23 protein-coding genes are annotated in these 24,758 nt (G+C 66.8%); 12 read left to right on the plus strand and 11 right to left on the minus strand.

Features of this window, described 5'->3' with window-relative positions; genetic code table 11:
• Positions 1 to 80: 80 nt before the first annotated feature.
• From AC1PLS_RS11960 to AC1PLS_RS11970, 3 genes are read right to left on the minus strand one after another with little or no spacing between them, the layout of a single operon-like run.
• Positions 81 to 2,198, minus strand: a complete 2,118-nt coding sequence (locus AC1PLS_RS11960; protein WP_024940418.1) for a putative bifunctional diguanylate cyclase/phosphodiesterase — start codon at positions 2,196 to 2,198, stop codon at positions 81 to 83.
• Positions 2,195 to 3,124 carry a phosphate/phosphite/phosphonate ABC transporter substrate-binding protein gene (locus AC1PLS_RS11965; protein ID WP_481103723.1) on the minus strand — a complete coding sequence of 310 codons (930 nt, stop codon included), beginning with the start codon at positions 3,122 to 3,124 and terminating at the stop codon, positions 2,195 to 2,197. Before AC1PLS_RS11965 ends, AC1PLS_RS11960 begins: the two co-directional genes overlap by 4 nt.
• Positions 3,125 to 3,175: 51 nt before the next feature.
• Positions 3,176 to 3,943 carry an RNA methyltransferase gene (locus AC1PLS_RS11970; protein ID WP_054593068.1) on the minus strand — a complete coding sequence of 256 codons (768 nt, stop codon included), beginning with the start codon at positions 3,941 to 3,943 and terminating at the stop codon, positions 3,176 to 3,178.
• A 116-nt stretch (positions 3,944 to 4,059) separates the two neighbouring features.
• Between AC1PLS_RS11970 and AC1PLS_RS11975 the strand changes: the two genes are divergently transcribed.
• A complete protein-coding gene (locus tag AC1PLS_RS11975) occupies positions 4,060 to 4,893 on the plus strand; it encodes an inositol monophosphatase family protein (protein ID WP_039521909.1) in 834 nt (277 codons plus the stop codon).
• A 673-nt stretch (positions 4,894 to 5,566) separates the two neighbouring features.
• On the opposite strand, the gene AC1PLS_RS11980 is transcribed toward AC1PLS_RS11975, so the two are convergent.
• A complete protein-coding gene (locus AC1PLS_RS11980) occupies positions 5,567 to 6,178 on the minus strand; it encodes a superoxide dismutase (RefSeq protein WP_016904847.1) in 612 nt (203 codons plus the stop codon).
• A 257-nt stretch (positions 6,179 to 6,435) separates the two neighbouring features.
• Here AC1PLS_RS11980 and AC1PLS_RS11985 point away from each other — a divergent pair, with 257 nt between their 5' ends.
• Together AC1PLS_RS11985 and AC1PLS_RS11990 are read left to right on the plus strand one after the other, a co-directional pair.
• Complete coding sequence (locus AC1PLS_RS11985; protein WP_184431278.1) at positions 6,436 to 6,885, plus strand: guanyl-specific ribonuclease; 450 nt, start codon at positions 6,436 to 6,438, stop codon at positions 6,883 to 6,885.
• A complete protein-coding gene (locus AC1PLS_RS11990; protein WP_102581562.1) occupies positions 6,882 to 7,307 on the plus strand; it encodes a barstar family protein in 426 nt (141 codons plus the stop codon). The genes AC1PLS_RS11985 and AC1PLS_RS11990 overlap by 4 nt, the downstream gene beginning before the upstream one ends.
• Positions 7,308 to 7,515: 208 nt before the next feature.
• Here AC1PLS_RS11990 and AC1PLS_RS11995 read toward each other — a convergent pair whose 3' ends face one another.
• On the minus strand, positions 7,516 to 9,408 hold the full coding sequence (locus AC1PLS_RS11995) for an ATP-binding cassette domain-containing protein (protein ID WP_481103724.1): 1,893 nt from the start codon (positions 9,406 to 9,408) through the stop codon (positions 7,516 to 7,518).
• Positions 9,409 to 9,517: 109 nt separating this feature from the next.
• Here AC1PLS_RS11995 and dbpA point away from each other — a divergent pair, with 109 nt between their 5' ends.
• Positions 9,518 to 10,894 (plus strand): ATP-dependent RNA helicase DbpA, encoded by a 1,377-nt coding sequence (gene dbpA, locus AC1PLS_RS12000; RefSeq protein WP_184431282.1) that lies wholly within the window; start codon positions 9,518 to 9,520, stop codon positions 10,892 to 10,894.
• Positions 10,895 to 11,040: 146 nt separating this feature from the next.
• Here dbpA and AC1PLS_RS12005 read toward each other — a convergent pair whose 3' ends face one another.
• Both AC1PLS_RS12005 and AC1PLS_RS12010 read right to left on the minus strand, forming a co-directional pair.
• Positions 11,041 to 11,601, minus strand: coding sequence for an adenine phosphoribosyltransferase (locus AC1PLS_RS12005; RefSeq protein WP_024939306.1), 561 nt, complete (start codon positions 11,599 to 11,601; stop codon positions 11,041 to 11,043).
• 94 nt (positions 11,602 to 11,695) lie between these two features.
• Entirely contained in the window at positions 11,696 to 13,252 is a 1,557-nt protein-coding gene (locus tag AC1PLS_RS12010; protein WP_184431284.1) for a protein adenylyltransferase SelO, read from the minus strand.
• Between the two features lie 169 nt (positions 13,253 to 13,421).
• Between AC1PLS_RS12010 and AC1PLS_RS12015 the strand changes: the two genes are divergently transcribed.
• Entirely contained in the window at positions 13,422 to 14,297 is an 876-nt protein-coding gene (locus AC1PLS_RS12015) for an alpha/beta hydrolase (RefSeq protein WP_126966153.1), read from the plus strand.
• A gap of 106 nt (positions 14,298 to 14,403) precedes the next feature.
• On the opposite strand, the gene AC1PLS_RS12020 is transcribed toward AC1PLS_RS12015, so the two are convergent.
• Together AC1PLS_RS12020 and AC1PLS_RS12025 are read right to left on the minus strand one after the other, a co-directional pair.
• Positions 14,404 to 15,102: a glutathione S-transferase gene (locus AC1PLS_RS12020; RefSeq protein ID WP_024939303.1), complete on the minus strand. Its 699-nt coding sequence runs from the start codon at positions 15,100 to 15,102 to the stop codon at positions 14,404 to 14,406.
• A gap of 175 nt (positions 15,103 to 15,277) precedes the next feature.
• Positions 15,278 to 15,487: a cold-shock protein gene (locus AC1PLS_RS12025; RefSeq protein ID WP_006451993.1), complete on the minus strand. Its 210-nt coding sequence runs from the start codon at positions 15,485 to 15,487 to the stop codon at positions 15,278 to 15,280.
• A 267-nt stretch (positions 15,488 to 15,754) separates the two neighbouring features.
• On the opposite strand from AC1PLS_RS12025, the gene AC1PLS_RS12030 reads away from it, so the two are divergent.
• The 4 genes from AC1PLS_RS12030 to AC1PLS_RS12045 all read left to right on the plus strand — a co-directional run bounded on the left by AC1PLS_RS12030 (position 15,755) and on the right by AC1PLS_RS12045 (position 20,211).
• On the plus strand, positions 15,755 to 16,234 hold the full coding sequence (locus tag AC1PLS_RS12030) for a YaiI/YqxD family protein (protein ID WP_184431286.1): 480 nt from the start codon (positions 15,755 to 15,757) through the stop codon (positions 16,232 to 16,234).
• A gap of 62 nt (positions 16,235 to 16,296) precedes the next feature.
• On the plus strand, positions 16,297 to 16,845 hold the full coding sequence (locus tag AC1PLS_RS12035; RefSeq protein ID WP_024939301.1) for a YaeQ family protein: 549 nt from the start codon (positions 16,297 to 16,299) through the stop codon (positions 16,843 to 16,845).
• The gene (locus AC1PLS_RS12040; RefSeq protein ID WP_039813694.1) at positions 16,842 to 18,023 is read left to right on the plus strand and encodes a BaiN/RdsA family NAD(P)/FAD-dependent oxidoreductase; all 1,182 of its coding nucleotides are present in this window, start codon (positions 16,842 to 16,844) and stop codon (positions 18,021 to 18,023) included. The genes AC1PLS_RS12035 and AC1PLS_RS12040 overlap by 4 nt, the downstream gene beginning before the upstream one ends.
• A 118-nt stretch (positions 18,024 to 18,141) precedes the next feature.
• Positions 18,142 to 20,211 carry a GGDEF/EAL domain-containing response regulator gene (locus AC1PLS_RS12045; RefSeq protein WP_184431288.1) on the plus strand — a complete coding sequence of 690 codons (2,070 nt, stop codon included), beginning with the start codon at positions 18,142 to 18,144 and terminating at the stop codon, positions 20,209 to 20,211.
• A gap of 103 nt (positions 20,212 to 20,314) precedes the next feature.
• Here AC1PLS_RS12045 and htpX read toward each other — a convergent pair whose 3' ends face one another.
• Positions 20,315 to 21,193 (minus strand): protease HtpX, encoded by an 879-nt coding sequence (htpX, locus tag AC1PLS_RS12050; RefSeq protein WP_184431290.1) that lies wholly within the window; start codon positions 21,191 to 21,193, stop codon positions 20,315 to 20,317.
• 97 nt (positions 21,194 to 21,290) lie between these two features.
• Between htpX and gluQRS the strand changes: the two genes are divergently transcribed.
• The 3 genes from gluQRS to phaR all read left to right on the plus strand — a co-directional run bounded on the left by gluQRS (position 21,291) and on the right by phaR (position 23,737).
• Positions 21,291 to 22,190 carry a tRNA glutamyl-Q(34) synthetase GluQRS gene (gluQRS, locus tag AC1PLS_RS12055; protein ID WP_184431292.1) on the plus strand — a complete coding sequence of 300 codons (900 nt, stop codon included), beginning with the start codon at positions 21,291 to 21,293 and terminating at the stop codon, positions 22,188 to 22,190.
• An 84-nt stretch (positions 22,191 to 22,274) separates the two neighbouring features.
• Positions 22,275 to 23,015 carry a beta-ketoacyl-ACP reductase gene (gene phbB, locus AC1PLS_RS12060; protein ID WP_024939297.1) on the plus strand — a complete coding sequence of 247 codons (741 nt, stop codon included), beginning with the start codon at positions 22,275 to 22,277 and terminating at the stop codon, positions 23,013 to 23,015.
• Between the two features lie 158 nt (positions 23,016 to 23,173).
• Positions 23,174 to 23,737 carry a polyhydroxyalkanoate synthesis repressor PhaR gene (phaR, locus tag AC1PLS_RS12065; RefSeq protein WP_184431294.1) on the plus strand — a complete coding sequence of 188 codons (564 nt, stop codon included), beginning with the start codon at positions 23,174 to 23,176 and terminating at the stop codon, positions 23,735 to 23,737.
• A gap of 47 nt (positions 23,738 to 23,784) precedes the next feature.
• On the opposite strand, the gene AC1PLS_RS12070 is transcribed toward phaR, so the two are convergent.
• Complete coding sequence (locus AC1PLS_RS12070; RefSeq protein ID WP_184431296.1) at positions 23,785 to 24,735, minus strand: TraB/GumN family protein; 951 nt, start codon at positions 24,733 to 24,735, stop codon at positions 23,785 to 23,787.
• Positions 24,736 to 24,758: the final 23 nt, after the last annotated feature.

Here is a 24,758-nt window from a genome sequence, read left to right on the forward strand (position 1 = left end):
ACCGGATCGTAGGAGCGCACCCGGGCGCGACGAAGCATGACCGGTAACACCCGTCGCGCCCGGGTGCGCTCCTACGCTGCTCAGCCCGCGGCGATCAGCTTGACCATGTCGGCCGGGCTCAGCGGGCGGCTGAACCAGTAGCCCTGGCCCAGGTCGCAGCCGCGCTCGCGCAGCAGGTTGAACTGCGCTTCCTGCTCGATCCCCTCGGCCACCACCGTGATGCCCAGCGAATGCGCCATGCCGATGATGGCCGTGGTCAGCGCCAGATCGTCCGGGTCGCGCTGCAGGTCGGCGATGAAACTCTTGTCGATCTTGACCCCGTCCACCGGCACCTGGCGCAGATGGCTCAAGCCGGAGAAACCGGTGCCGAAGTCGTCCAGCCACACCTTCACGCCGGTGCGGTGCAATTGATCGAGCAGGCTGGCGGCCATCATTTCGTCGCCGATCACCGCCGTTTCGGTCAGCTCCAGGTGCAAGCGCGCGGCCGGCAGGCCGGACTCGGCCAGGCACTCGGCCACGGTGTCGATCAGGTCGCCGCTGCGCAGCTGACGCGGCGAGACGTTGACCGAGATGAACAAGCCCTCGCCCACCACCGGCCATTGCGCTGCTTCCAGGCAGGCCGCGCGCAGCACCTTGGGGCCGATCACCTCGATCAGGCCGCTCTGCTCGGCGATGTCGATAAAGGTGGACGGCGCAATCGTGCCCAGCGCCGGGTGCTGCCAGCGCAACAGCACTTCCACCCCCACCAGCACCCGGTCGCTGGTACGGTAGATCGGCTGATAGACCAGCCGCAGCTCGTCGCGCTCCCAGGCCCCGCGCAGCTCGTGCTCCATGTGCACGCGCCGCTCCACCGCATGATCGGCGGCGCGGCTGTAGAAGCGATGGCAGTTCTTGCCGGCGACCTTGGCCTGGTACATCGCGATGTCGCCGTTCTTCAGCAACGCGGTGGCATTGCTGGCATCGTCCGGGAACAGCGTGATGCCGATCGAGGTGCCCAGGAACACCTCCCGGCCCTGCACGTTCAAGGGGCGGCTTAATTCGTGCACCAGCCGGTCCGCCAGCTGGGCGGCAAGCAGGCTGACATCGCCGTTCTGCAGCAGGATCACGAACTCGTCGCCGCCAAAGCGCGCCAGGATCGCGTCGTCGCCGCCCAATGCACCGACCGCGCGGCTGATGCGGCTGGCGAACTGCAGCAGCGCCTCGTCGCCGGCTTCGTGCCCCAGCGTGTCGTTGACGCGCTTGAAGTCGTCGATATCGGCGAACAGCAGCGCCAGCTTGCTGTCGGTGCTGCGGGCGGTGTTGAGCAGATGGTCCAGGCCCTCGCGGAACCCCAGCCGGTTGGTCAGCCCGGTCAGCGCGTCGGTGTAGGCCATGTGGCGCACCTCGCGATCGTGCCGGGCGATGCTCTCGCTCATGCGGCCGAAGGCGGAAATCAACTCGCCGATCTCGTCGTTGCGCGGATGCGGCGGCAGCTGCACCGCATAGTCGCCACGCTCGATCTGGCGCGCGGCAGCCGCCAGCAGCCGCACCGGTGCCACCAGAGTGCGCTGCACGTAGATGGCCAACAGCACCCCCAGCGCCACCAGCGCGGCCAGCAGCACCAGCAGCCAGCCCAGATCGCGCTTGCCGATCGCGTTGAGGTTCTGCACCAGGGTCAGGTTGGCGCCGGATTCGACCCTGCGCACCCGCTCGCGCGACATGCCCACCCGCACCCCGCCGATGCGCTGGTCGCCGATCTTGATCGGCATCGTCACGTCCAGCACTTCCGGCGAGGACTGCGACAGCATGGCGCGCGCGGTCACCGCCCTGGCCGCGAGCGGGTCGGTCATGGGCTGGCCGTAATGCTGCAGATCGGGCGAGCCATCGTGCACCAGCCGGCCGCGTCGATCGAACACCAGCACGTAGCTCACCACCTGCTGCCGCGAGGCGTTGCGCACCAGCGCACCCACCGTGCCCAGGTCGGAGTAGTACAACGGATTGGCCAGGCCGTTCGCCAGTTCGGTGGCCAGGGTCTCGCCACGCGTGCGCAGGCTGCGATCGAACAGCTCGTGCAGGATCTGCGCGCTGAGCCCGCGCACCTCGCGTTGCATCGCGCTCTGGCGCTGCAGCAGCGACGCCAGGATCGCACCGACCAGCAGCAGCGTCAGCGCCATCACCAACAAGAAGCGTGCCTGCAACCCGAAGCGCACCTGAGTCATTCCACTTGGTCCCTGACACGGTGCAAGCCAGCGCTCAGCGCATCCAGGCGCCGGCGGCTGGCAGCATCCAGCGGGTGGAAGGCGGTGGTGCCGAAGAAGCGCTTCAGGGCCGGCCCGGCCTTGGGGTCGGAGGCCGCCTGCAGCAGCACCACGCGCAGCCGCCGTTCCACCGCCGGATCCATGCCGGTGCGCACCATCTCCACTGCGCGCGGCACCGGCGCACTGCGATGCACGATACGGAAGTCGCGCTTGAACACCTGCGGCAGATGGCGTTCGTCGTCCCAGTCGGCGTTGCTGAAAGCGCCCGCATCGATCAGGTGCTGATGCACGAGGGCGGAGATATTCAATTTCGAGCCGACCATCAGGTAACCCACCGAGCCCGGCACCTGGCTGTCATTCGGCGACAGCAGCACATCGCAGGCGATGCCGTTGCGCACCAGCTCCAGCATCGGCAGCAGATAGCCGCTGGTGGAGGAGGCGTTCTGCAACGCCAGGGTGTGGCCGCGCAACTGCTTGAGCGACTGGATCGGGCTGTCGCGGCGGACGAAGAACACCGTATGGAACTCGCGCAGGCCGGCGCGCTCGGTCATCACCAGTGGGTGCGCACTGCCGCGCTGTTCCAGCAGCATTGCCGCACCGGTGGTTTCGCTGACCCAGTCGACGCGGCCACGCCGCAGGTAACTGGACATCTGCCGTGCGTCCGGCGCCATCAGGATTTCGCCACGGCGGATACCGACCTCGTGCATGCGCGGCACCACGTAGTCCAGCAGGGGCTTGAGTTGCGCGTAATGGGTGGCGGGATCGTCGCTGATCCGTCCAAGCACCAATACCGGGGAAGGCGCCGCTGTCGCCGTCGCGGCCAAGCCTGCCCCGGCCAACAGCCCGCAGGCAATCAGACACCATCGTAGACCGCGCAAAACGGACACTCCCCTAGAGCCGCCGACAGCCTAGCCGAATCTTTCCAGATGTGACAGACGTCAGTTTCCGTTGCGCTTTGCCAGCATGGCCATGCGCTGCGCATCCGACAGAATGCCGCGCAGCAAACGCACTTCCTGCTCGCTCATGTCCGCGCGCAACAGCAGCCGCCGCAGCTTGCGCATCGCCGACTCCGGCGCCCGCCCCTTGTGGAAGTCGATCTCGTCCAGGGTCTGGCCCAACTGGCCGAACATGCCTTCCAGCTGGGCATGGCTGGCCGGGCCCTCGCGCAGCGCGCCGGCCGCCGCGGCTGGCGCAACCTCCGCTTCGCCAGCCGCCAGCTGCGCCAGCCGCACCTCGTACGCCACGACCTGTACCGCCGCCGCCAGGTTGAGCGAGCTGAACGCCGGATCGGACGGGATATGCAGCGCCGCATGGCAGAGCTGCAGTTCGTCGTTGGTCAGGCCGGTGCGCTCGCGGCCGAACACGATCGCCACCTCGGCCGGTTCGCCGGCCTTGGCCCAGGCACGGCGCGCGCCCTCGTCCGGCGGCAACTCTTCCAGCGCGACCCGGCGCGCACGCGCGGTGCAGCCGATCACCAGGGTGCAATCGGCCACTGCCTCGGCCAGGGTGGCGAAGATCGGCGCCTCGCCGAGCACGTCCTCGGCACCGGCCGAACGCCGATAGGCGTCTTCGTCGAGCGCACGCTCCGGCGCCACCAGCACCAGGCGCGACACGCCCATCGTCTTCATCGCGCGCGCGGCGGCGCCGATGTTGCCTGGATGCTGGGTGCCGACAAGAACGAAACGGATGCGCTGGCTGACGGACATGAACGGAGATTGGGGAGCGATTCGGTCGTAGATGGTAAACTGCGCGGCCGGCTTTGGTGCCGGACCGCTCTTTTACCTTCGCCATTTTCGATTCTGCCTTCACGGGAGCTTTAACCATGCAGAAACCCGCCGTCACCGTCATGGTCAAAGCCGCCCGCCTCGCCGGCAATGTGCTGTTGCGCGGTATCAACAAGCTCGATGCGCTCAACGTGGTGCAGAAAGGCCGCATGGACTACGCCAGCGAAGTCGATGCCGATGCCGAGAAGGTCATCATCAAGGAACTCAAACGCGGCTACCCCGAGTACGCCGTGTTCGGCGAAGAAGGCGGCGTGCAAGGTGGCAAGAGTGGCCGCTACACCTGGGTCATCGACCCGCTGGACGGCACCAGCAACTATCTGCGCGGCTTCCCGCATTACTGCGTGTCGATCGCGCTGGTGGAAAACGGCGAGCCCACCGACGCGGTGATCTTCGACCCGCTGCGCAACGAGCTGTTCACCGCCAGCCGCGGCGCCGGCGCGGTGCTCAACGACCGCCGCATCCGCATCGCCGAACGCAAGGACCTGGAAGGCGCGATGGTCCACACCGGCTTCCCGCCGCGCGAGCGCGCACGCACCAGTGCGCAGCTGAAGTGCGTCGATGCGTTGCTCGTGCAGGCAGAGGACGTGCGTCGTACCGGTTCTGCCGCGCTGGACCTGGCCTACGTGGCCTGCGGCCGCGCCGATGCGTATTTCGAGGCCGGCGTCAAAGCGTGGGACATCGCGGCCGGCGTGCTGCTGGTGCGCGAAGCCGGTGGCCGCGTCTGCGACTACAAGGGTGCCACCCCGCCGCGCATGGACAACATGGGCCCGGAAACGCAGCAGATCGTGGCCGGCAACATCAAGATCAGCGACGCGCTGCAGAAGGTCATCGTCAACACCGGCTACGCCCGCGAGTTCGACGCCAAGTTCTGATCGCTCCCCGAGCGCAAGTTCTGACCGACGCCCGCACACCGTAGGAGCGCGCCCGAGCGCGACGGGGCTTTCCCAGCAAAGCCCCTCGCGACCAGGGTCGCTCCTACGACAGCGCGCAGCAAACACACAAGGCCGGGATCGCTCCCGGCCTTGTGCGTTTCAGCGCGACGCCAAGCCATTCGGCGCCACACATCGTAGGAGCGCGCCAGAGCGCGACGGGGCTTTCCCGGCAAAGCTCCTCACGACCAGGGTCGCTCCTACAACAGCGCGCAGTAAAACGCACAAGGCCGGGATCGCTCCCGGCCTTGTGCGTTCCAGCGCGATGCAAAGCCCATCGGCGCCACACACCGTAGGAGCGCGCCCGAGCGCGACGGGGCTTTCCCGGCAAAGCTCCTCGCGACCAGGGTCGCTCCTACGACAGCGCGCAGCAAAACACACAAGGCCGGGATCGCTCCCGGCCTTGTGCGTTTCAGCGCGACGCCAAGCCCATAAGCGCCACACAACGTAGGAGCGCGCCCGAGCGCGACGGGGCTTTCCCGGCAAAGCCCCTCGCGACCAGGGTCGCTCCTACAACAGCGCGCAGCAAAACACACAAGGCCGGGATCGCTCCCGGCCTTGTGCGTTGGGTGCAGCTGTCAAAGCGCTACGTGGAACCTAGCGCTGATGCACGACTTCAGGCGATCGCAGCGTGGTAGCGGCGCTCGACTTCTTCCCAGTTCACCGCGTTGTAGAACGCGCCGATGTATTCCGGACGACGGTTCTGGTACTTCAGGTAGTACGCGTGTTCCCACACGTCCAGACCCAGGATCGGGGTGTTGCCTTCGAACAGCGGGCTGTCCTGGTTGGCGGTGCTTTCCACCACCAGCTTCTTGTCCGGGGTCACGCTCAACCAGGCCCAGCCCGAGCCGAAACGGCTGACGGCGGCCTTGGTGAAGGCTTCCTTGAACTTCTCGAAACCACCGATGTCCTTGTCGATCGCCTTGGCGACCTCGCCCTTGGGCTCACCGCCGCCATTGGGCGACAGCACGGTCCAGAACAGCGAATGGTTGGCGTGGCCACCACCGTTGTTGCGCACCGGGCCCTGCAGGTTTTCCGGCAGGCTCTTCAGCTTGGACACCAGCTCTTCCACCGGCAGGTCGGCGTACTCGGTCCCTTCCAGCGCCGCGTTGACGTTGTTGATATAGGTCTGGTGATGCTTGGTGTGATGGATTTCCATCGTCTGCGCATCGATGTTGGGTTCCAGCGCGTCGTAGGCGTAGGGCAACTGCGGGAGGGTGTAAGCCATGCGTGTCTCCTGGACTTGCCGCCCGGCGAAGACCGGGCGTTGCGGGGTAGATGGTAAGGACGGCGGCGGCGCTTACCAAGGGTATTGGCAGGGAAACTTCATCCCATCGCATGCCGCGTCGTGTTCGCTGCATACCTTGCACCATGCCCCGGTTACTCGGGCGTGAACCGTCCTGCAGCCCGGCGCGTTCAAAGTCGACACAGTCGCGCAACGGCATACTTGCTCTGCCGTCCCAACACCCTGTTTCCGGAACCGTCATGCGCAAGCCCGCTTTGCTGATCGTCGCCATCGTGCTGCTCGTCGCCGGGTTGTGGGGCATGCGCGCGATGCAGACACCCAAGCCGCACTTCGCGCCGCAGCTCAGCGCGCCGATCGCCGCAGCAGCACCGGTCGAACGCTCACCGCAGCAGCAAGCGTTGCCGGGATTTCTGCCGACCGAGGCCATGGCCACGATCGTGCTGATCCAGCGCGGCGGGCCATTTCCGCATCCGCAGGACGGCAGCGTGTTCGGCAATCGTGAGCAGCGCCTGCCCGAGCGTCCGCGCGGCTACTACCACGAATACACCGTGGAAACCTCAGGCAGTCCCGATCGCGGTGCGCGCCGCATCGTCACCGGCGGTACCCCGCCGCAGGCGTGGTACTACAGCGACGATCATTACCAGAGTTTCAGATCGTTCCAGGGCCCGGCTCCGGAGCAGGCGCCATGAGCGCAGGCGACTTCGCACTGGACCTGTCCGACCCGCAGCAATCGGGCGTCTACCAAGCCGAGACCGAAGATCTGGACACCATGGCCGCGCTTGCCCGCGATGCCGGCCTGCACATCCTGCGCGTGGACCTGGCCAGCTGCAGCGACAAGCACAGGCTGCTGATGCGTCTGGCCACCCAACTGGACTTCCCTGCCGGCTTCGGCCGCAACTGGGACGCGCTCTCCGATGCCTTGCGCGATCTGGCATGGCTGCCAGCGTCGCATGGCTATGCGCTGCTGATCGACGGCGCCGATGCGCTGGCCCGCACTGCGCCGAACGACCGCGACACCTTGCTGGACATCCTCGACGAAGCGGCCACCGCCTGGGCCGCGCGCGGGCTCACGTTTGCGGCATTCGTGGCGCCTGCGAGCGCCTGCGACTAGGCGCTGCCTGCAAGACGCATCCCGCACTCGCCGGACACAGCACGATCAACACGGCGTGGTGGTGGTCGGTGATCACCGGTGCGTGTCCAGCGCGTGTTTCACGCAACGCGCTGCCCCACGGCTGCCACCCCTGTAGTGGGAGGCGTGGTGCCAGTTATCGCTCCACACATCCACAAGGCCGGCACGCAGTCGGGCACCGGCCCGACCATCAGCTATCCAGTTCGCTCCAGCGCGCGAACGCCGCATCCAGCCGAGCCTGCGCATCGCCCAATTCGGCCGTATGCGCGGCCATCGCCGCACTGTCGCGCTGGTAGAAGGCCGGGTCGTTCATCGCCTCGGTCAATGCCGCGACCTGCTGCTCCAGGGTTTCGATCAAGGCCGGCAATTGCTCCAGCTCACGCGCGTCCTTGTAGCTGAGCTTGCGCTTGGGCGCGGCATCGGCCGGCAGCGCAGCCGCCACCGGCGTGGTTGCCGCCGCCGTCGCCGATGCCTTGGCAACCGCCATCGCATTGGGCGCCGGGGTGCGACGCTGACGCAGCGAATCGCTGTACCCGCCGACGTAATCGCCGATCAGGCCCTCGCCCTCCATCACCAGGGTGGAGGTCACCACGTTGTCGAGGAAGTCGCGGTCATGGCTGACCAGCAACAAGGTGCCGGTGTACTCGCCCAGCAGCTCTTCCAGCAGCTCCAGCGTTTCCACGTCCAGATCGTTGGTCGGTTCGTCCATCACCAGCAGGTTGGACGGCTGCGCGAACAGGCGGGCCAGCAGCAGCCGATTGCGCTCGCCGCCGGACAGCCGGGTGATCGGCGCACGTGCGCGCTCGGGGGTGAACAAAAAGTCCTGCAGATACGCATGCACATGCTTGCGCTTGCCGTTGATCTCGATGAAGTCGCGGCCTTCGGCCACGTTCTCGATCGCGCTCCAGTCCTCGCGTAGCGTGGAACGGTACTGATCGAAGTAGGCGATCTGCAGATTGGTGCCGATGCGGATCTCGCCCTGTTGCGCCTGCAGATCGCCCAGCAGCAACTTCAGCAAGGTGGTCTTGCCGCTGCCGTTGGGGCCGATCAGCCCGATGCGGTCGCCGCGCTGGATGATGGTCGAAAAATCCTTGACCATCGTGCGCGCGCCGAATGCGAAACCGACTTCCTTGGCCTCGATCACCTTCTTGCCGGAGGACTCGCCCTGCGAGACTTCCATGCGCACGTTGCCGGTCAGGTCGCGGCGTTGCACGCGCTCGTTGCGCATCGATTCCAGACGCCGTACGCGGCCTTCGTCGCGGGTACGCCGCGCCTTGATGCCCTGACGGATCCAGATTTCTTCCTGCGCCAGCATCTTGTCGAAGCGCGCGTTTTCCTGCGCCTGCGCATTGAGCCGCTCTTCGCGGCGACGCTCGTAATTGGCCCAGTCGCCCGGCCAGCTGGTGACCTGACCACGATCGATCTCGACGATGCGGGTGGCCAACGCACGCAGGAAGCGCCGGTCATGGGTGACGAACAACACGCTGCCGTTCCAGTTCTTCAGGAACGACTCCAGCCAGTCGATGGCTTCGATGTCCAGGTGGTTGGTTGGCTCGTCCAGCAGCAGCACATCCGGCGAGGACACCAGCGAGCGCGCCAGCAGCACGCGCCGCTTCATGCCGCCGGACAACCGCGCAAACTCCGCATCGCCGTCCAGTTCCAGCTTGGTCAGCGTCTCGCTGACGCGCTGATCCAGCGCCCAGCCGTCGGCCGCGTCGATCTTGGCCTGCACCTTGCCGAACGCGTCGGCATCGAACACCTCGGCATGGCTGAGTTGATGGAACTCGGCCAGCCAGTGACCCAGCTCGCCCAGGCCGTCGGCCACCACATCGAACACGCTGCCGCCGGTACCCTGCGGCACTTCCTGCTCCAGCCGCGCGATGCGCACGCCCTGTTGCACGCGCACTTCGCCATCGTCGGGCTTGAGCTCGCCGGCAATCAGTTTCATCAAGGTCGATTTGCCGGCGCCGTTGCGGCCGATCAGGGCGATACGCTCGCCCGGCTCGATCGTGAGGTCGGTTTTTTCCAGCAACAAGGGGCCGCCGACGCTGTAGTCGACGCTTTGCAGAGTGATTAAAGGCATGGCGTAATTGTACGGGATTGGTGATTGGGGATTCGGGATTGGCACAAGCGCACGCTGCCACGGTGACGAATCCCGAATCCCTACTCCCCAATCCCGGCTAAAATGCGCCATGAACGAATTCTCCGCGCTGCCGCTGTCGCCGGCCCTGGCCCCCGGCATCGACGCCCTTGGCTACACCGTCCTCACTCCCATCCAGGCGCAGAGCCTGCCGCCGATCCTGCAAGGGCTGGACGTCATCGCCCAGGCGCCGACCGGCAGCGGCAAGACCGCCGCCTTCGGGCTGGGCCTGCTGCAGAAGCTCGACCCGGCGCTGACCCGCGCGCAGGCGCTGGTGTTGTGCCCCACCCGTGAACTGGCCGATCAGGTCGGCAAGCAGTTGCGCAAGCTGGCTACCGGCATCCCCAACATGAAGCTGGTGGTGCTGACCGGCGGCATGCCGCTCGGCCCGCAGTTGGCCTCGCTGGAAGCGCACGACCCGCAAGTGGTGGTCGGCACGCCCGGCCGCATCCAGGAACTGGCCCGCAAGCGCGCCCTGCATCTGGGCGGGGTGCGCACGCTGGTGCTGGACGAGGCTGACCGCATGCTCGACATGGGCTTCGAAGAACCCATCCGCGAGATCGCCAGCCGCTGCGACAAGCACCGCCAGAGCCTGCTGTTCTCGGCCACCTTCCCGGACATCATCCGCACGCTGGCGCGCGAGATCCTCAAGGACCCGGTCGAAATCACCGTCGAAGGCGCCGACAACGCGCCAGAAATCGACCAGCAGTTCTTCGAGGTCGACCCGACCTACCGGCAGAAGGCCGTCGCCGGCCTACTGCTGCGCTTCAATCCCGAATCCAGCGTGGTGTTCTGCAATACCCGCAAGGAAGTGGACGAGGTGGCCGGCTCGCTGCAGGAGTTCGGCTTCTCCGCGCTCGCCCTGCACGGCGACATGGAACAGCGCGACCGCGACGAAGTGCTGGTGCGCTTCGTCAACCGCAGCTGCAACGTGCTGGTGGCCAGCGATGTGGCTGCACGCGGGCTGGACGTGGAAGACCTGTCGGCAGTGGTCAATTACGAGCTGCCCACCGATACCGAAACCTACCGCCACCGCATCGGCCGCACCGCGCGCGCCGGCAAACGCGGATTGGCGCTCAGCCTGGTGGCCCCGCGCGAGACCGGCCGCGCGCAGGCGCTGGAAGCCGAACAGGGCCAGCCGCTGAAGTGGTCGCGCGCGCCCCTGGCCACCGCCCGCCCGGCGCAGCTGCCGCAGGCGGCCATGACCACGCTGCGCATCGACGGCGGCAAGACCGACAAGCTGCGTGCCGGCGACATCCTCGGCGCACTGACCGGCGAAGCCGGACTGGCAGGCGCGGCGATCGGCAAGATCGCGATCTACCCCACCCGCTCCTATGTCGCCATCGCCCGCGCGCAGGTCGCCAAAGCGCTGGCGCATCTGCATGCGGGCAAGATCAAGGGACGCCGGTTCCGGGTCAGCAAGCTGTAATCAACGCGCGGCAGCGACCCTGCCGACCAACCGCTCGAGCGGCAGCGATAGCGCCTGCCGCTCGATCCACAGGGATGCGCATGCTTGCGCATTCCTGTTGCCAGAAAGCCTGATCGGCAAGCTGCTCGATCGGCAAGCTGCCTGGGTCAGTAGCTCAAGGTAGCCAGCAACGGCACGTCATTGGCCCACTTCTCACGGCCCTGCAGCGCCAGCAGCTCGACCAGCACCGCCGCACCGACCACTTCCAGCTCCAACTGTGCGGCCAGACTCAGGGCCGCGCGCAGCGTACCGCCGGTGGCAAGCACGTCGTCGACGATCAACACGCGCGCGCCGCGTGGCAACGCGTCCTCGTGCATTTCGATGCGGTCGGTACCGTATTCCAGCGCATATTCCTGGACCAGCGTACGCCCAGGCAGTTTGCCGGGCTTGCGCACCGGCACAAAGCCGGTGCGCAGTTCGCGCGCCAGCGCCGACCCCAGGATGAAACCGCGCGCCTCGATGCCCAGCACCGCATCCAGCGGCGTGGTGCGCCAGGGCTGCGCCATTTCATCCAGCGCCGAGGCGAAGTCCGGGCCATCGGACAGCAGCGGCGTGATGTCCTTGAAGACGATGCCCGGCTTGGGAAAATCGGCGATGTCGCGGATTCGCTCGGACCATTGGTTGGGTCCGGAAGAATTGGTGCCGGCGCAGCGGGTGCAGTCAGTCATGGTGGTGGTGGCGTCTAGGCCGGTGGGGACCACCCTATTCTAGGCTGCGCGGACTTGCGGTGCCGCGTTTACGACATACCTGCATCTGAGCGCGTCAGGAACTGCAGGACAGCATCGAGCAGCCGGCGCGGTCGCGCGCCCAGTCCGGTCGCCGTGCGGCAAACGCCTCGCGGCCCGGCTGCTCGTCGTACGGGTGACGCATGACCTCCAGCAACTCCTGCACGCCGGATGGATCGCCCTGCTCGGCCAGGTCGATCGCCTGCTGCGCCAGATAATTGCGCAGCACGTAACGCGGGTTGGCCAGGCGCATGCGTTCGCGCCGCGCATCCGGCGACAGCGTGTCCTGTTGCAGCCGCTCAGCGTAGCGCTGCAGCCATTCCTGCAGCTGCGCGGCATGCGCGAGGCGCTTGTCCTGGTCGTAGAACGCCTCACGCAACAGATCGGGATCCGGATGCTCCGGCGCAAATGCGATCAGGCTGCGGAAGGTCAGCGTCATGTCCATTTCCGCGTTGTGCATCAGCGCGCGCAGCGCATCGATCAGTTGCAGATCCTCGTCGCGGCAGTCAGCCAGACCCAATTTGGCGGCGGTGTCGTGGCGGTCGCAGGCCAGGTAGGTATCGCGGAAGCGGTCCAGTCCCTGCTGCAGCTGCGCCTGGTCGGCGAACAGCGGCGCCAGCGCCTGCGCCAGGCGCCCCAGGTTCCAATACGCGACCTGGGGCTGGGTGCCGAAGCGATAGCGACGGCCCTGCGCATCGGTGGTGTTCGGCGTCCAGTCCGGGTCGTAGTCGTCGACCCAGCCGTAGGGGCCGTAGTCGATGGCCAGGCCCAGGATCGACATGTTGTCGGTGTTCATCACCCCATGCACGAAGCCCACCCGCATCCAGTGCGCCACCATCACCGCCGTGCGCTCGCAGACCTGTGCGAACCAGGCTGCGTACAGCGCCTCGCCAGCACCTTCCAGCTGCGGGAAGTCGCGCGCGATGGTGAAGTCCACCCATTGCCGCAGCAGCGCCAGATCGCCGCGCGCACCGGGCAGCTCGAAGTTGCCGAAGCGGATGAACGACGGCGCCACCCGGCACACGATCGCGCCCGGCTCGCGCTGCGGCCGGCCGTCGTAGAACATGTCGCGCACCACCGCATCGCCGGTGGTGACCAGGCTCAGCGCACGCGTGGTCGGCACGCCCAGGTGATGCATCGCTTCGCTGCACAGGAATTCGCGAATGGACGAGCGCAGTACCGCCCGGCCATCGGCACCGCGCGAATAAGGTGTCGGGCCGGCACCCTTGAGCTGCAACTCGTAGCGACCGCCATCGACCCCGATTGCCTCGCCCAGCGAGATCGCCCGGCCATCGCCCAACTGGCCGGCCCAATGTCCGAACTGGTGCCCGCCATAATTGACCGCCCACGGCTGCATGCCCGGGTACAGCGCATTGCCGGCGAATACCTCGGCAAAGTGCGCGCTGCCGATCTCGGCCTCATCCAGCCCCAGCCGTTGGGCGACATCGGCCGAATACGCCAGCAGGCGCGGCGCGGCCACCGGCGTCGGCATCACCGTCGACCATGCCGCGTGTACCTCGCGGCGGCGTGGACCTTGTTCGGAATCACCGGGCAGCTGCTGGCGCAGGCGGTTGTCAAACTGCAGAGTCGTCATGCGTGCCAGCGTAGGCCAACGACAGTGAACTTCGCATGGGCAACCACGCATCCGGCGTTGCGCACGTACCGTATCTTCGAGCAGCTGGCCGCCAGCAAACGGGCTCGTCCTGCACACGTTGGCGACAGCCTTAGCGTTATTCCTCCCCGACCCTCACATGACATCGCCCATGCCCTCGCGCGCTTCCCGCTGGTTTCGCCCCGCCCTGCTGCTGCTCGGCTCGCTGACACTGACCGCCTGCAGCAGCGTGTTCTTCGGCGGCATCAATGCCGCCTCCAGCCGCGACGGCATTGTCGAGCACCGCGACCAGGTGTTCGATCCGGCGCATGGTCTGGCCCTGGACGTCTATCAGCCGCGCGGCGCGGTGGATGCACCGGTGGTGGTGTTCTTCTATGGCGGCACCTGGAAGCGCGGAACGCGCGCCAACTATCGCTGGGTCGGACGCGCGCTCGCGCGCCAGGGCGTGGTGGCAATGGTGGCCGACTACCGCAAGTATCCGCAGGTCGGCCTGCAGGGCTTCATGTCCGACGCTGCCGGCGCCACCGCCTGGAGCTATCGGCATGCGCACGACTACGGTGGCGACCCGACGCGCCTGGCGGTGATGGGCCACTCTGCAGGCGCGCATATGGCCGCGCTGCTGGGTACCGACGCACGCTGGCTGCAGGTGCAAGGCCTGCAACCCCGGCAACTGTGCGGGGTGGTGGGTCTGGCCGGGCCCTACGACTTCCTGCCGCTGACCGATCCGGAGCTGATCGAGATCTTCGGCAAGGCACCGGCCGCACAGCAACAATCGCAGCCGGTGCACTACGTCGGCGGCGACGAACCGCCAATGCTGCTGCTGCACGGCGATGCCGATCGCGTGGTCGAGCTGCAGAACAGCACCTCGTTGCAGCACGCCCTGCAACGCAAGGGCGGCACGGCCGAGTTGAAGGTCTACCCGGGCATGGGCCATCTCGGCATCGTGCTGGCGCTGCGCAAACCGCCCGAGCGCTCGCCCGTGCTGCGCGACACGCTGCAGTTCCTGCGGCAATGTCGGGCGCCTTGATTGGGCGAAACGGGATTGGGGAGTCGGGATTGGGGATTCGCCAAACCCTGGCAGGACACCGTCAAGGCACGGTGACCTGTAGCTTCCCTGGGCGCATACCGCAACGTCACTCGGCGGGCTTGCGCCCCATCAGCTCGAACGGGCCGCCCTTCTTCAGCGCGGCCTGGTACGCCGGACGCGCTTCGATGCGCGCGAGAAACGCGCGCAGGCGCGGATAGCTCTCCAGCCCGCCGCCGCGTGCGGCGGCGGCCTGCACCGGGAAGCTCATCTGGATGTCGGCTGCAGTGAAGCGCTCACCGGCAAACCATTCGCTTGCCTGCAGCGACTGCTCCATCCAGTCCAGATGCAGCTTGAGCTGCGGACCGACGAAGCCGGACATGGCCTTGTCCACGATCGCACGTGCGATCGGCTTGGCGAAGAACGGCATCGGCGCACTGCGAATCCGCCCGAAGATCAGTGTCATCAGCAACGGCGGCATTGCCGAGCCTTCGGCGTAATGCATCCAGTAACGGAACTTCAGGCGCTCCGGCGACTCCAGCGGACGCGGTGGTGGCGACAGCGCGCATTCGGTGTCGTAGCGTTCGGTCAGGAACTCCAGGATCGCGCCGGACTCGGCGACGGTCAGCTCGCCGTCGACAACCACCGGCGACTTGCCGAGCGGGTGGATGGCACGCAATGCCGCCGGCGCCAGCATGGTCTTGGGGTCGCGCTCATGCCGCACGATCTGGTACGGCAGCGCCAGTTCCTCCAGCAGCCACAGCACGCGCTGGGAACGGGAATTATTGAGATGGTGGACAGTGATCATGGAAGAGGCTGCACGCGGAAAACGCACATGCTACCGATTGGCGTGTCGTCGCTGCGCTCACCTGGGCGGGTCGAATCGCCCGCACTCTCTATTGCACTGATCAAACCGCGCCCAATAAAAAACGCCGGTCGCTTGCGCAACCGGCGTTTTTGGCAACCTTACGGTTGCAGACGGATTAGACCGCCTGCACCTGGTCAGCCTGCATGCCCTTCTGGCCCTGCACGGCGACGAAGGTCACCTTCTGGCCTTCCTGCAGCGACTTGAAGCCGGTGCCCTGGATGGCACGGAAGTGGACGAACAGGTCCGGGCCGCTTTCCGGGGTGATGAAGCCGAAGCCCTTGGCATCGTTGAACCACTTCACGGTACCGCTCTGACGATCTGACATTTACAAACTCCTGAACTATAGATGGATAAATCGCAGCGTCCGAAAAGCCGGAGCTGAGACTGAGTTGCAGGCGTTGGTAAAGCGGAACGATGAAGCGAGATCTGTAACGATCCGGCTGCATCAGGCCACGATTCACGGTGACCCTTGCAAACACAGTGCGTGCACAGTACTCGCGTTCCCAGCAAAAAGCGACACCTTGCGTCAAATTTTTTACTGTCAGGCCGAATCCGACCACCTGTCAGGCCCCTTCCCTCTCGATTTCAGCACATGAATACGCCTCCCCTGCCGTCCCGCCCGCATATCTGGGTCGATGCCGATGCCTGCCCCGCAGTCATCCGCGACATCCTTTTCCGCGCCGCCGCACGTACCGGCACGGCGGTGATGCTGGTCGCCAATCATTTCCTGCCCACCCCTCGCCTGGCCCACGTGCGAGCGCTGCAGGTGCCTGGAGGCGCGGACGCGGCCGACGATGCCATTGCCGCACGGGTGGCCGCAGGCGACCTGGTCGTCACCCAGGACATTCCGCTGGCCGCTCGCGTACTGGAGGCGGGAGCGGCCGCCGTCAGCCCACGTGGCGAACCGTTTACCCGCGACAACATCAACGAGCGCCTGTCGGTCCGCGGCTTTCTGGAGCAACTGCGCGGTGCCGGCCTGGTCACCGGTGGACCGGCGGCCCTGCACCCGCGCGACCGCCAGGCATTTGCCGCCCAGCTGGACCGTTGGCTGGCCGAGATGGCGCGGCGCTGACCGCAACACGCCGGCATTGCAACGGGGGCGTATCATAAGTGCCCTTTGCAACCGGCATCCTGATGGCCCTTACCGCCACCGTCCGCAGGGCGGAACTCCAGATCAGCGACATGGACCGTGGCTACTACGCCAACCATTCGTTGACCCTGGCCCAGCACCCCTCCGAAACCGACGAGCGCCTGATGGTGCGGCTGCTGGCGTTCGCGCTGTTTGCCGACGACCGCCTGGAATTCGGTCGCGGCCTCAGCAACGAGGACGAACCCGACCTGTGGCGGCGCGACTACACCGGCGACCCGGACCTGTGGATCGACCTCGGCCAGCCGGACGAAAGCCGGGTGCGCAAGGCCTGCAATCGGTCGCGCGAGGCGGTGGTGATCGGCTATGGCGGCCAGGCCACCGAAACCTGGTGGAAGAAGCAGGCCAACGCGCTTAGCCGCCAGCGCAACCTGCGCGTGATCGAGCTGGACTCGCAGGCCACCGAGGCGCTGGGCGCGCTGATCCAGCGCGGCATGCGCTTCGACGTGATCATCCAGGACGGCGAGGTGCAGATGCTGGCCGACCACGGCAGCGTCACCCTGACCCCGATGGTGCGGCAAGCCCCGGCCGAATGAGCATGCGTTGCGACGTGCTGGTCATCGGTGCCGGCGCGGCCGGACTGATGAGTGCCTTCACCGCAGGCCGGCGCGGCCGCCAGGTGCTGGTGATCGACCATGCCAACAAGGTCGGCAAGAAGATCCTGATGTCCGGTGGCGGCCGCTGCAACTTCACCAATACCGGCACCACACCGGGCAACTTCCTCTCGGCCAACCGCCACTTCTGCAAGTCCGCCCTCGCCCGCTACAGCCCGCTGGATTTCGTGGAGATGGTCGAGCGCCACGGCATTGCCTATCACGAGAAAGAGCTGGGCCAGCTGTTCTGCGACATCTCGTCCAAGCAGATCGTGCGCATGCTGCTGGACGAGTGCGAGGCGGCGGGCGTGCAGGTGCGTACCGACTGCAAGGTGCAATCGGTGCAGCGCGGCAGCGACGGCTTCAGCGTGGAGACCAGCCAGGGACGCGTGCAGGCGCAGTCGCTGATCGTGGCAACCGGCGGGCTGTCGATTCCGAGCATGGGCGCCAGTGGCTTCGGCTACACGCTGGCCCAGCAGTTCGGCCACACCCTGTTGCCGACGCGTGCCGGGCTGGTGCCGCTGACCCTGAGCGGCAAGCACCAGGAACGGCTGCAGGACCTGTCCGGGCTGGCGCTACCGGTCCAGGCGCAGTGCAACGGGGTCAGCTTCCGCAACTTCATGCTGGTCACCCACCGCGGCGTCAGCGGCCCGGCCATCCTGCAGATCTCCTCGTACTGGCAGCCCGGCGACGACCTGCGCCTGGACCTGCTGCCAGGCCAGGATGCCGCGGCCTGGCTGCGCGACCAGAAAAATCAGCGTGGCGCCACCGAACTGCGCAACGTGCTGGCCGACGTGCTGCCGCGGCGGTTCGCCCAGCGCCTGTGCGAGGTGTGGTTGCCGGACAAGCCGGTCCGCCAGCTCGACCCACCGCAGTTGCAGGCCGCAGCGGACCTGCTGGCCGCCTTCCCGCTGATCGCCAGTGGAACCGAGGGCTATCGCACCGCTGAAGTAACGCTGGGAGGTGTCGATACCAACCAGGTCTCCAGTGCGAGCATGGAGTCGCGCCTGGTGGCCGGCCTGTACTTCGTCGGCGAGGTGCTGGACGTGACCGGCTGGCTGGGCGGCTACAACTTTCAGTGGGCGTGGGCGTCCGGCCATGCCGCCGGGAGCGTCGCCTGATGTCGGCTTCGACACGTGGAAACGTGGCCTGAGTCTCACCCCGGATGCGGCCGTGTCCACAGACATGGACGCAGCCGAGTTCCTTCGTGTATTAAAGCCCGTCGCTAGGGAAACGCGCATGCAAAAAGGCAAAGATCTCACCCTCCGCCTGATGATCGTCGACGACAGTGTCGAAAGCGCGGAGGCGATCGTGACCGCGCTGCGCAACGGCGGCATCGCAGTGCGTCCGTCGCGGCCGCAGACACCGGAAGAGCTCGCCAGCATGCTGTCGGGACAGATCGACCTGGCCCTGCACGGGCAGGCGCTGCAGATCCCGATGAGCGCGTTGCGGCAGCAGATCGCCGGCAGCGGCAAGGATATTCCGATCATCCTGCTGGCCGAGCGGATCGAGGAAAACGCGCTGGTCGAGGCCGCAGCGCATGGCATTCGCGCCATCGCGCTGCGTCATCGCCCCGAACACCTGCTGTCGCTGGTGCGCTCGGAATGGGCTGACCTGCAGGCACGCCGTGGCCTGCGCCGCATCGAGGCACAGATGCGCGAGACCGAGCGGCGCTGCGACGCCCTGATCGCCTCCTCGCGCGACCCGATCGCCTACGTGCACGAAGGCATGCACATCCGCGCCAACGAGGCGTATCTGGACATGTTCGGCTTCGAGTCGTTCGACGATGTCGAAGGTGTGTCGCTGCTGGACATGATTGCCGCCCAGTACGTCGACGATTTCAAGCAGCTGCTCAAGGCCATGTCCAAGGGTGAGCCGCCGCCGGCGCAGTACAAGGTCGACGCGCGCCGGCTCGAAGGCGACACCTTCCCGGCGACGATGGAGTTCGCCACCGCGACCTACGAAGGCGAGCCGTGCATCCAGGTGGTGTTCCGCCGTCGCGAGGAATTCGACCCGGAGCTGGCGCGCGAGGTCGAGGACCTGCGCCAGCGCGACCAGGTCACCGGCCTGCTCAACCGCCCCACCTTCATGGTGGCGCTGGAACAGGCGGTGGCGCGCGCCGGCCGCAGCGAAGGCCAGTCCGGCTTCCTGTTGATCGAGCCCGACCACTATGCGCGCCTGCTGCCCGAGATCGGCCTGGATTCGGCCGATGCGCTGATCGCCGCGCTGGCCGCGCACGTGGCCAGCGTGAGCGATGACAGCGTGGTCGCCGCACGTTTCGGCGAGCACAGCTTTGCGTTGTTGATGGACGGCAATTACGCGCGCACGCATGCACTGGCGGAGCTGGTACGCGACGCCTTTGCGCAGCACGTCTTCAGCATCGGCGCGCGTTCGGCCACGGTGACGGTGAGCATCGGCGGCGTGCAGATCGGCGAGAAGATCGCCAGCATCGGCCATGTGCTCAACCGTGGCACCGAGGCAGTGCGCACCACCGCCGAGCTCGGCGGCAATGCGGTCAGCATCTACGACCCGGCAGCAGCCGACCGGGCTGAAGAGGAACGCATCGAGCGCTGGGTGCAGCAACTGCGCGAGGCGCTGGTCGGCGACGGCTTCCTGCTGCATTACCAGCCGGTGCTCAACCTGCAGGGCGAGCCGCTGGAGCTGTACCAGGCCTTCCTGCGGCTGGAGCGCAACGGCGAGATGATGTCGCCGAACGCCTTCATGGCGATCGCCGAAGAACACGATCTGATCACCGAGATCGACCGCTGGGTGGTGGCACGCGCGATCCGCCAGCTCGGCGAGCGGCAACGTGCGGGACACAGGACGCACCTGCTGGTACGCATCGGGCCCAACTCGTTCTCCGATCCGCAGATGATCGACATCATCCGCGAGCAGCTGGCCGTGTACGGCGTGCCGGGCGAACGGCTGTGGCTGCAGACGCCGGAATCGAAGGTGTTCACCCATCTGCGCAATGCCCAGCAGTTCCTGGCGGCGGTGTCGGCGATGGGCTGCAAGGTCGGGCTGGAACAGTTCGGCTCGGGCCTGGACTCGTTCCAGCTGCTGGCGCATTTCCAGCCGGCCTTCCTCAAGCTCGATCGCGGCATCACCGGCGAGGTGGCCTCGGCGCGCGAAAGCCAGGAGAAGATCCGCGAGATCACCTCGCGCGCGCAGCCGGCCGGCATCCTCACCGTGGCCGAGTTCGTGGCCGATGCGCAGTCGATGAGCACCTTCTTCAGCGCCGGGGTGGACTATGTGCAAGGCGATTTCGTCGCCCCGACCGGGCCGTTGATGAACTACGAGTTCGGCTGAGACCTGCAGCCGTAGCGCATCACTGCCGCCGCGCTCCAGCCAACAAAAAACCCGCAGGACGCGGGTTTTTGTTGGGCGGCACGCATCGGTTGGCGCTACCGTCTTACATCGCCGCACCGTTGGCGGCGCGCAGCGCGGCGATACGCTCGGACAGCGGCGGGTGGCTCAGGAACAGCCGGCGCAACCCATCGCCACCACCGCCGGAAATGCCGAACGCCTGCACCTGCGAAGGCAGGCTGTTCTGGCCATGGTTGAGCGACAGGCGTTCCAATGCGGCGATCATCTTGCCGCGGCCCGCCAGTTGCGCGCCACCGGCATCGGCACGGAATTCGCGGCGCCGCGAGAACCACATCGCGATCATCGTCGCGAACAGGCCAAACACCATCTCCAGCACGAACACGATGATGTAGTAGGCAAAGCCGCGGCCACCGTCGCGGTTGCCCGACATGGCGCTGTCGATGACGCCGCCGACCACGCGCGCCAGCACGATCACGAAGGTATTGAGCACGCCCTGCAGCAAGGCCATGGTGACCATGTCGCCATTGGCGACATGCGCGATTTCATGGCCTAGCACCGCCTCGGCCTCGTCCTGGCTCATGTTCTGCAGCAGCCCGGTGGACACCGCCACCAGCGCGTTGTTGCGGTTGGCGCCGGTGGCGAAGGCATTGATCTCCGGGCCGTCGTAGACCGCCACTTCCGGCATGCCGATGCCGGCCGCCTCGGCCTGGCGCCGCACCGTCGCCAGCAGCCAGCGCTCGGTTGGCGTGCGCGGCTCGCTGATCACCTGCGCGCCGGTGCTGCGCTTGGCCATGAACTTGGACAGCAGCAACGAGATGAACGAGCCGCCGAACCCGAACACGGCCGCCATCACCAGCAGGCCGCTCATCTGCGCGGGATTGACGCCCAGCACCGACATCATGATGCCGGCCAGCATCAGCACCGCAAAATTGGTCAGCAGGAACAGGAAAATGCGGTTGAACATGGTGCGACGACTCCACGCGAGCAGGATGGACTGCAGCGGATCTGCGGTCGTCAGCGCTTGAAATCAAGCGATCACCTGACCGACGATTCAGCCGACCATGCCAGCTCTCCCCTACCGCGGCCGCTTCGCGCCCTCCCCGACCGGCCCGCTGCACTTCGGCTCCCTGCTGGCGGCATTCGGCAGCTGGCTGCTGGCGCGGCATGCCGGCGGTCAGTGGTGTGTGCGCATCGAAGACATCGATCCACCGCGTGCCGAACCCGGCGCCTCCGCACGCCAACTGCGCACGCTGGCCGCCTTCGGCCTGCACTCGGACCTGCCGGTGCTGTATCAATCCGGGCGCCACGCACAGTACGACGCCGCCGTCACCACCTTGCTGGAGGCGGGACTGGCGTTCGAATGCAGCTGCAGCCGGGCCGACCTTGCCGGCATGGGCGGCATCCACCACGCCTGCGTGGCGCCGCTGGGCGCCCGCCGCGCGGTGCGCCTGCGGGTGCCGCCACAGCCGCCGGTCGGCTTCGACGACGCGCTGCAGGGCCATGTGGTGCAGGACGTGCATGCCGAGGTCGGCGACGTGGTGCTGCGCCGCGCCGATGGCTACTGGGCGTACCAGCTGGCGGTGGTGGTCGACGATGCCGCGCAGGCCATCACCGATGTCGTGCGCGGCGCCGACCTGCTGGACTCCACCCCGCGCCAGTTGTTGCTGCAGCGCGCGCTGGGCCTGCGGCAACCGCGCTACCTGCATCTGCCGCTGATCCTGGATCACACCGGCCGCAAGCTGTCCAAGTCGCACGCTGCGCCCGCGCTGGACGATGCCGATCCGCAACCGGCCCTGCACGCCGCCTGGGCCGTGCTGGGACAGCAGCCGGCAGCCTTGCCGCGCCGGGCGGCGCTGGACACCTTGCTGCAGCATGCGGTGCAGCATTTTTCGCCACAGCGGTTGCCCCGGCACCTGCATCTGGACGCGGACGGATGCGCATCGCAGCCCCGGCGTGACTAGAATTGCGCCCCGGCACCGGCGTCGGGCCAGGCAGCGCGCCTGTGCCCCGCCCGCCCCCAGTCTTACCTGTCCATTGGAGTCGTCATGACATCTCGCGTCGTATTGGTCACCGGCGGCACCGGCGGTATCGGCACCGCCATCTGCAAGCGCCTAGCCGACCAGGGCCACCGGGTGGCCAGCAACTTCCGCAATGCCGAAAAAGCCCAGGCGTGGCAGCAGCGCATGCAGACCCAGGGCTACGATATCGCCCTGTTCCGCGGCGATGTGGCGTCCTCCGAACATGCGCGCAGCCTGGTCGAGGACGTCCAGGCAGCGCTGGGGCCGATCGAAATACTGGTCAACAACGCCGGCATCACCCGCGACACCACCTTCCATCGCATGACTGCCGAGCAATGGCATGACGTCATCAACACCAATCTCAACTCGGTGTTCAACGTCACCCGCCCGGTGATCGAGGGCATGCGCCAGCGCGGCTGGGGACGGGTGATCCAGATCAGTTCGATCAACGGCCTGAAGGGCCAGTACGGGCAGGCCAATTACGCGGCCGCCAAGGCCGGCATGCATGGCTTCACCATTTCCCTGGCACGCGAAAATGCCGCGTTCGGAGTGACCGTCAATACCGTGTCGCCGGGGTATGTGGCCACCGACATGGTGATGGCGGTCCCTGAAGAGGTGCGCGCCAAGATCGTTGCCGACATCCCCACCGGCCGCCTGGGCCGGCCGGAAGAAATCGCCTATGCGGTCGCATTCCTGGTCGCGGAAGAGGCCGCCTGGATCACCGGCTCCAACCTGGATATCAACGGCGGCCACCACATGGGCTGGTGAGCTTTGCTGCAACTTTGCGATGCAGCATAAAAACCCTTGAAAATCATGCTGCGCAACATTTTTTATGTGTCTACTTAAGAAAATAAGGCCTTGTGGCGGTTGCAAGGGCTGCTGCGGTGCGCCATCCTGCGCGCACTATCGTTGTGAGTGAACGTTCCATGGCCGGACTTCGCATCATCAAGAAGTATCCCAATCGCCGTCTCTACGACACGGAAATTTCCAGCTACATCACCATTGAGGATGTGCGTCAGCTCATCATCGACGGCGAAGAATTCGAGGTACGCGACGCCAAGAGCGGCGAAGACCTCAGCCGCGCGGTCTTGCTGCAGATCATTGCCGACCGTGAACAGGACGGCGAGCCGATGCTGTCGACCCAGTTGCTGAGTCAGATCATCCGTTTCTACGGCGACTCGCTGCAGGGCTTCATGGGCAACTACCTGGAGCGCAGCATGCAGGTGTTCCTGGATCAGCAGCAGCAGTTCCGCCAACAGATGGGCAACCTGCTCGGGCAGACCCCGTGGGCGATGATGAACCAGCTGACCGAGCGCAACCTGGAGTTGTGGCAGGAGTTCCAGCGCAACTTTGGCGCCGGCTTCGGCCGTCCGGGCGGCCCCGGCACGCCGCCGACCCCGCCGGCTGCCAGCGGCATGGGCAGCGGCCCGATGGGCACCGGCACGCACGGCACTGCCGGCAGCGCCGGCAAGGCCCGCAACCGCGGGTAACCCACGCGCGGCGCCGGGAGCCGTGACACGCTCCGCGGCGCCACCGATCAGCGGCTTGCCTGCCCCGCGCAGGCCGAGCAGATCCGCTCCACGTGATAGCCCCGTGCGCGCAGACGCTCCACCACGCCATCGCTTCCCAGCAGGTGCAGCGCACCGACCACCACCAGCGTGGTCCCGCTGCCCTTGCCCAGCCGCTGCTCCAGCCGCGGCACCCAGCGCGCATTGCGCTCGACATTGATGTCCTGGTACAGCGCCGGGTAGTGCTGCCGCATTTCTTCGGCCATCTGCGTGGACAGGGTACGCACATCGCCACTGCGCCAGGCCGCGTGCAGCTCACGTAGCTGATCGTTGGCGCCGGCATCGTCCAGCGATTCCTCCAGCAGCTGATGCTGTTCGGTGGGCGACATGCCATCGAGCAAGGCAATCTGCTCTTCGGCACGCTCCAGCCCATCGGCCGGTTTGCCACCGGTCTGTGCCTGCGCCATCAGGTAATGGTCCAGACCGGCGTTCGGGTCCATGCCTTGCCGGCCCATCTCCGCCAGGCTGATCGTCAGTGCCACGAACCAGGGTTCCAGGGTCTGCAAGCTGTCCACCGGCATCCCGTGTTTGCGGGCATAGGTGGTCAGCGCCTGCCAGGTCTTCGGATCCAGTACTTCCTGCAGGCGACGCCCGTCGCTGCGCCGCGCCGCCTGCAGCATGCGGCCGGCCAGTTCGGGCGATTGCGCATCGGAGGGCGGCAGTTCGAACACCAGCCGGTCGGCCTTGGCGAAGGCCTGCATCACATCCGGCGACAACGGGTAATCGCTGGGCTTGAGCACATGGAACGAACCCAGCAGATACAGCGTGCCGCCCTTGCCATCGACCTTCCACAACAGCGGCACCGGCGGACCGGCCGGCGCATCGCTGCCGGCGCGCGCCCAGGTCGGCGCGACCGCTCCGCTCCATAACGCCAGAGCGATGACCGCACTGCTGGACCAGGCTATCAACCGGGCGCGCATGCTTGCCTTCACCACGTTGGTCT

It is taken from the genome of Xanthomonas sp. NCPPB 3218 (assembly GCF_056725185.1).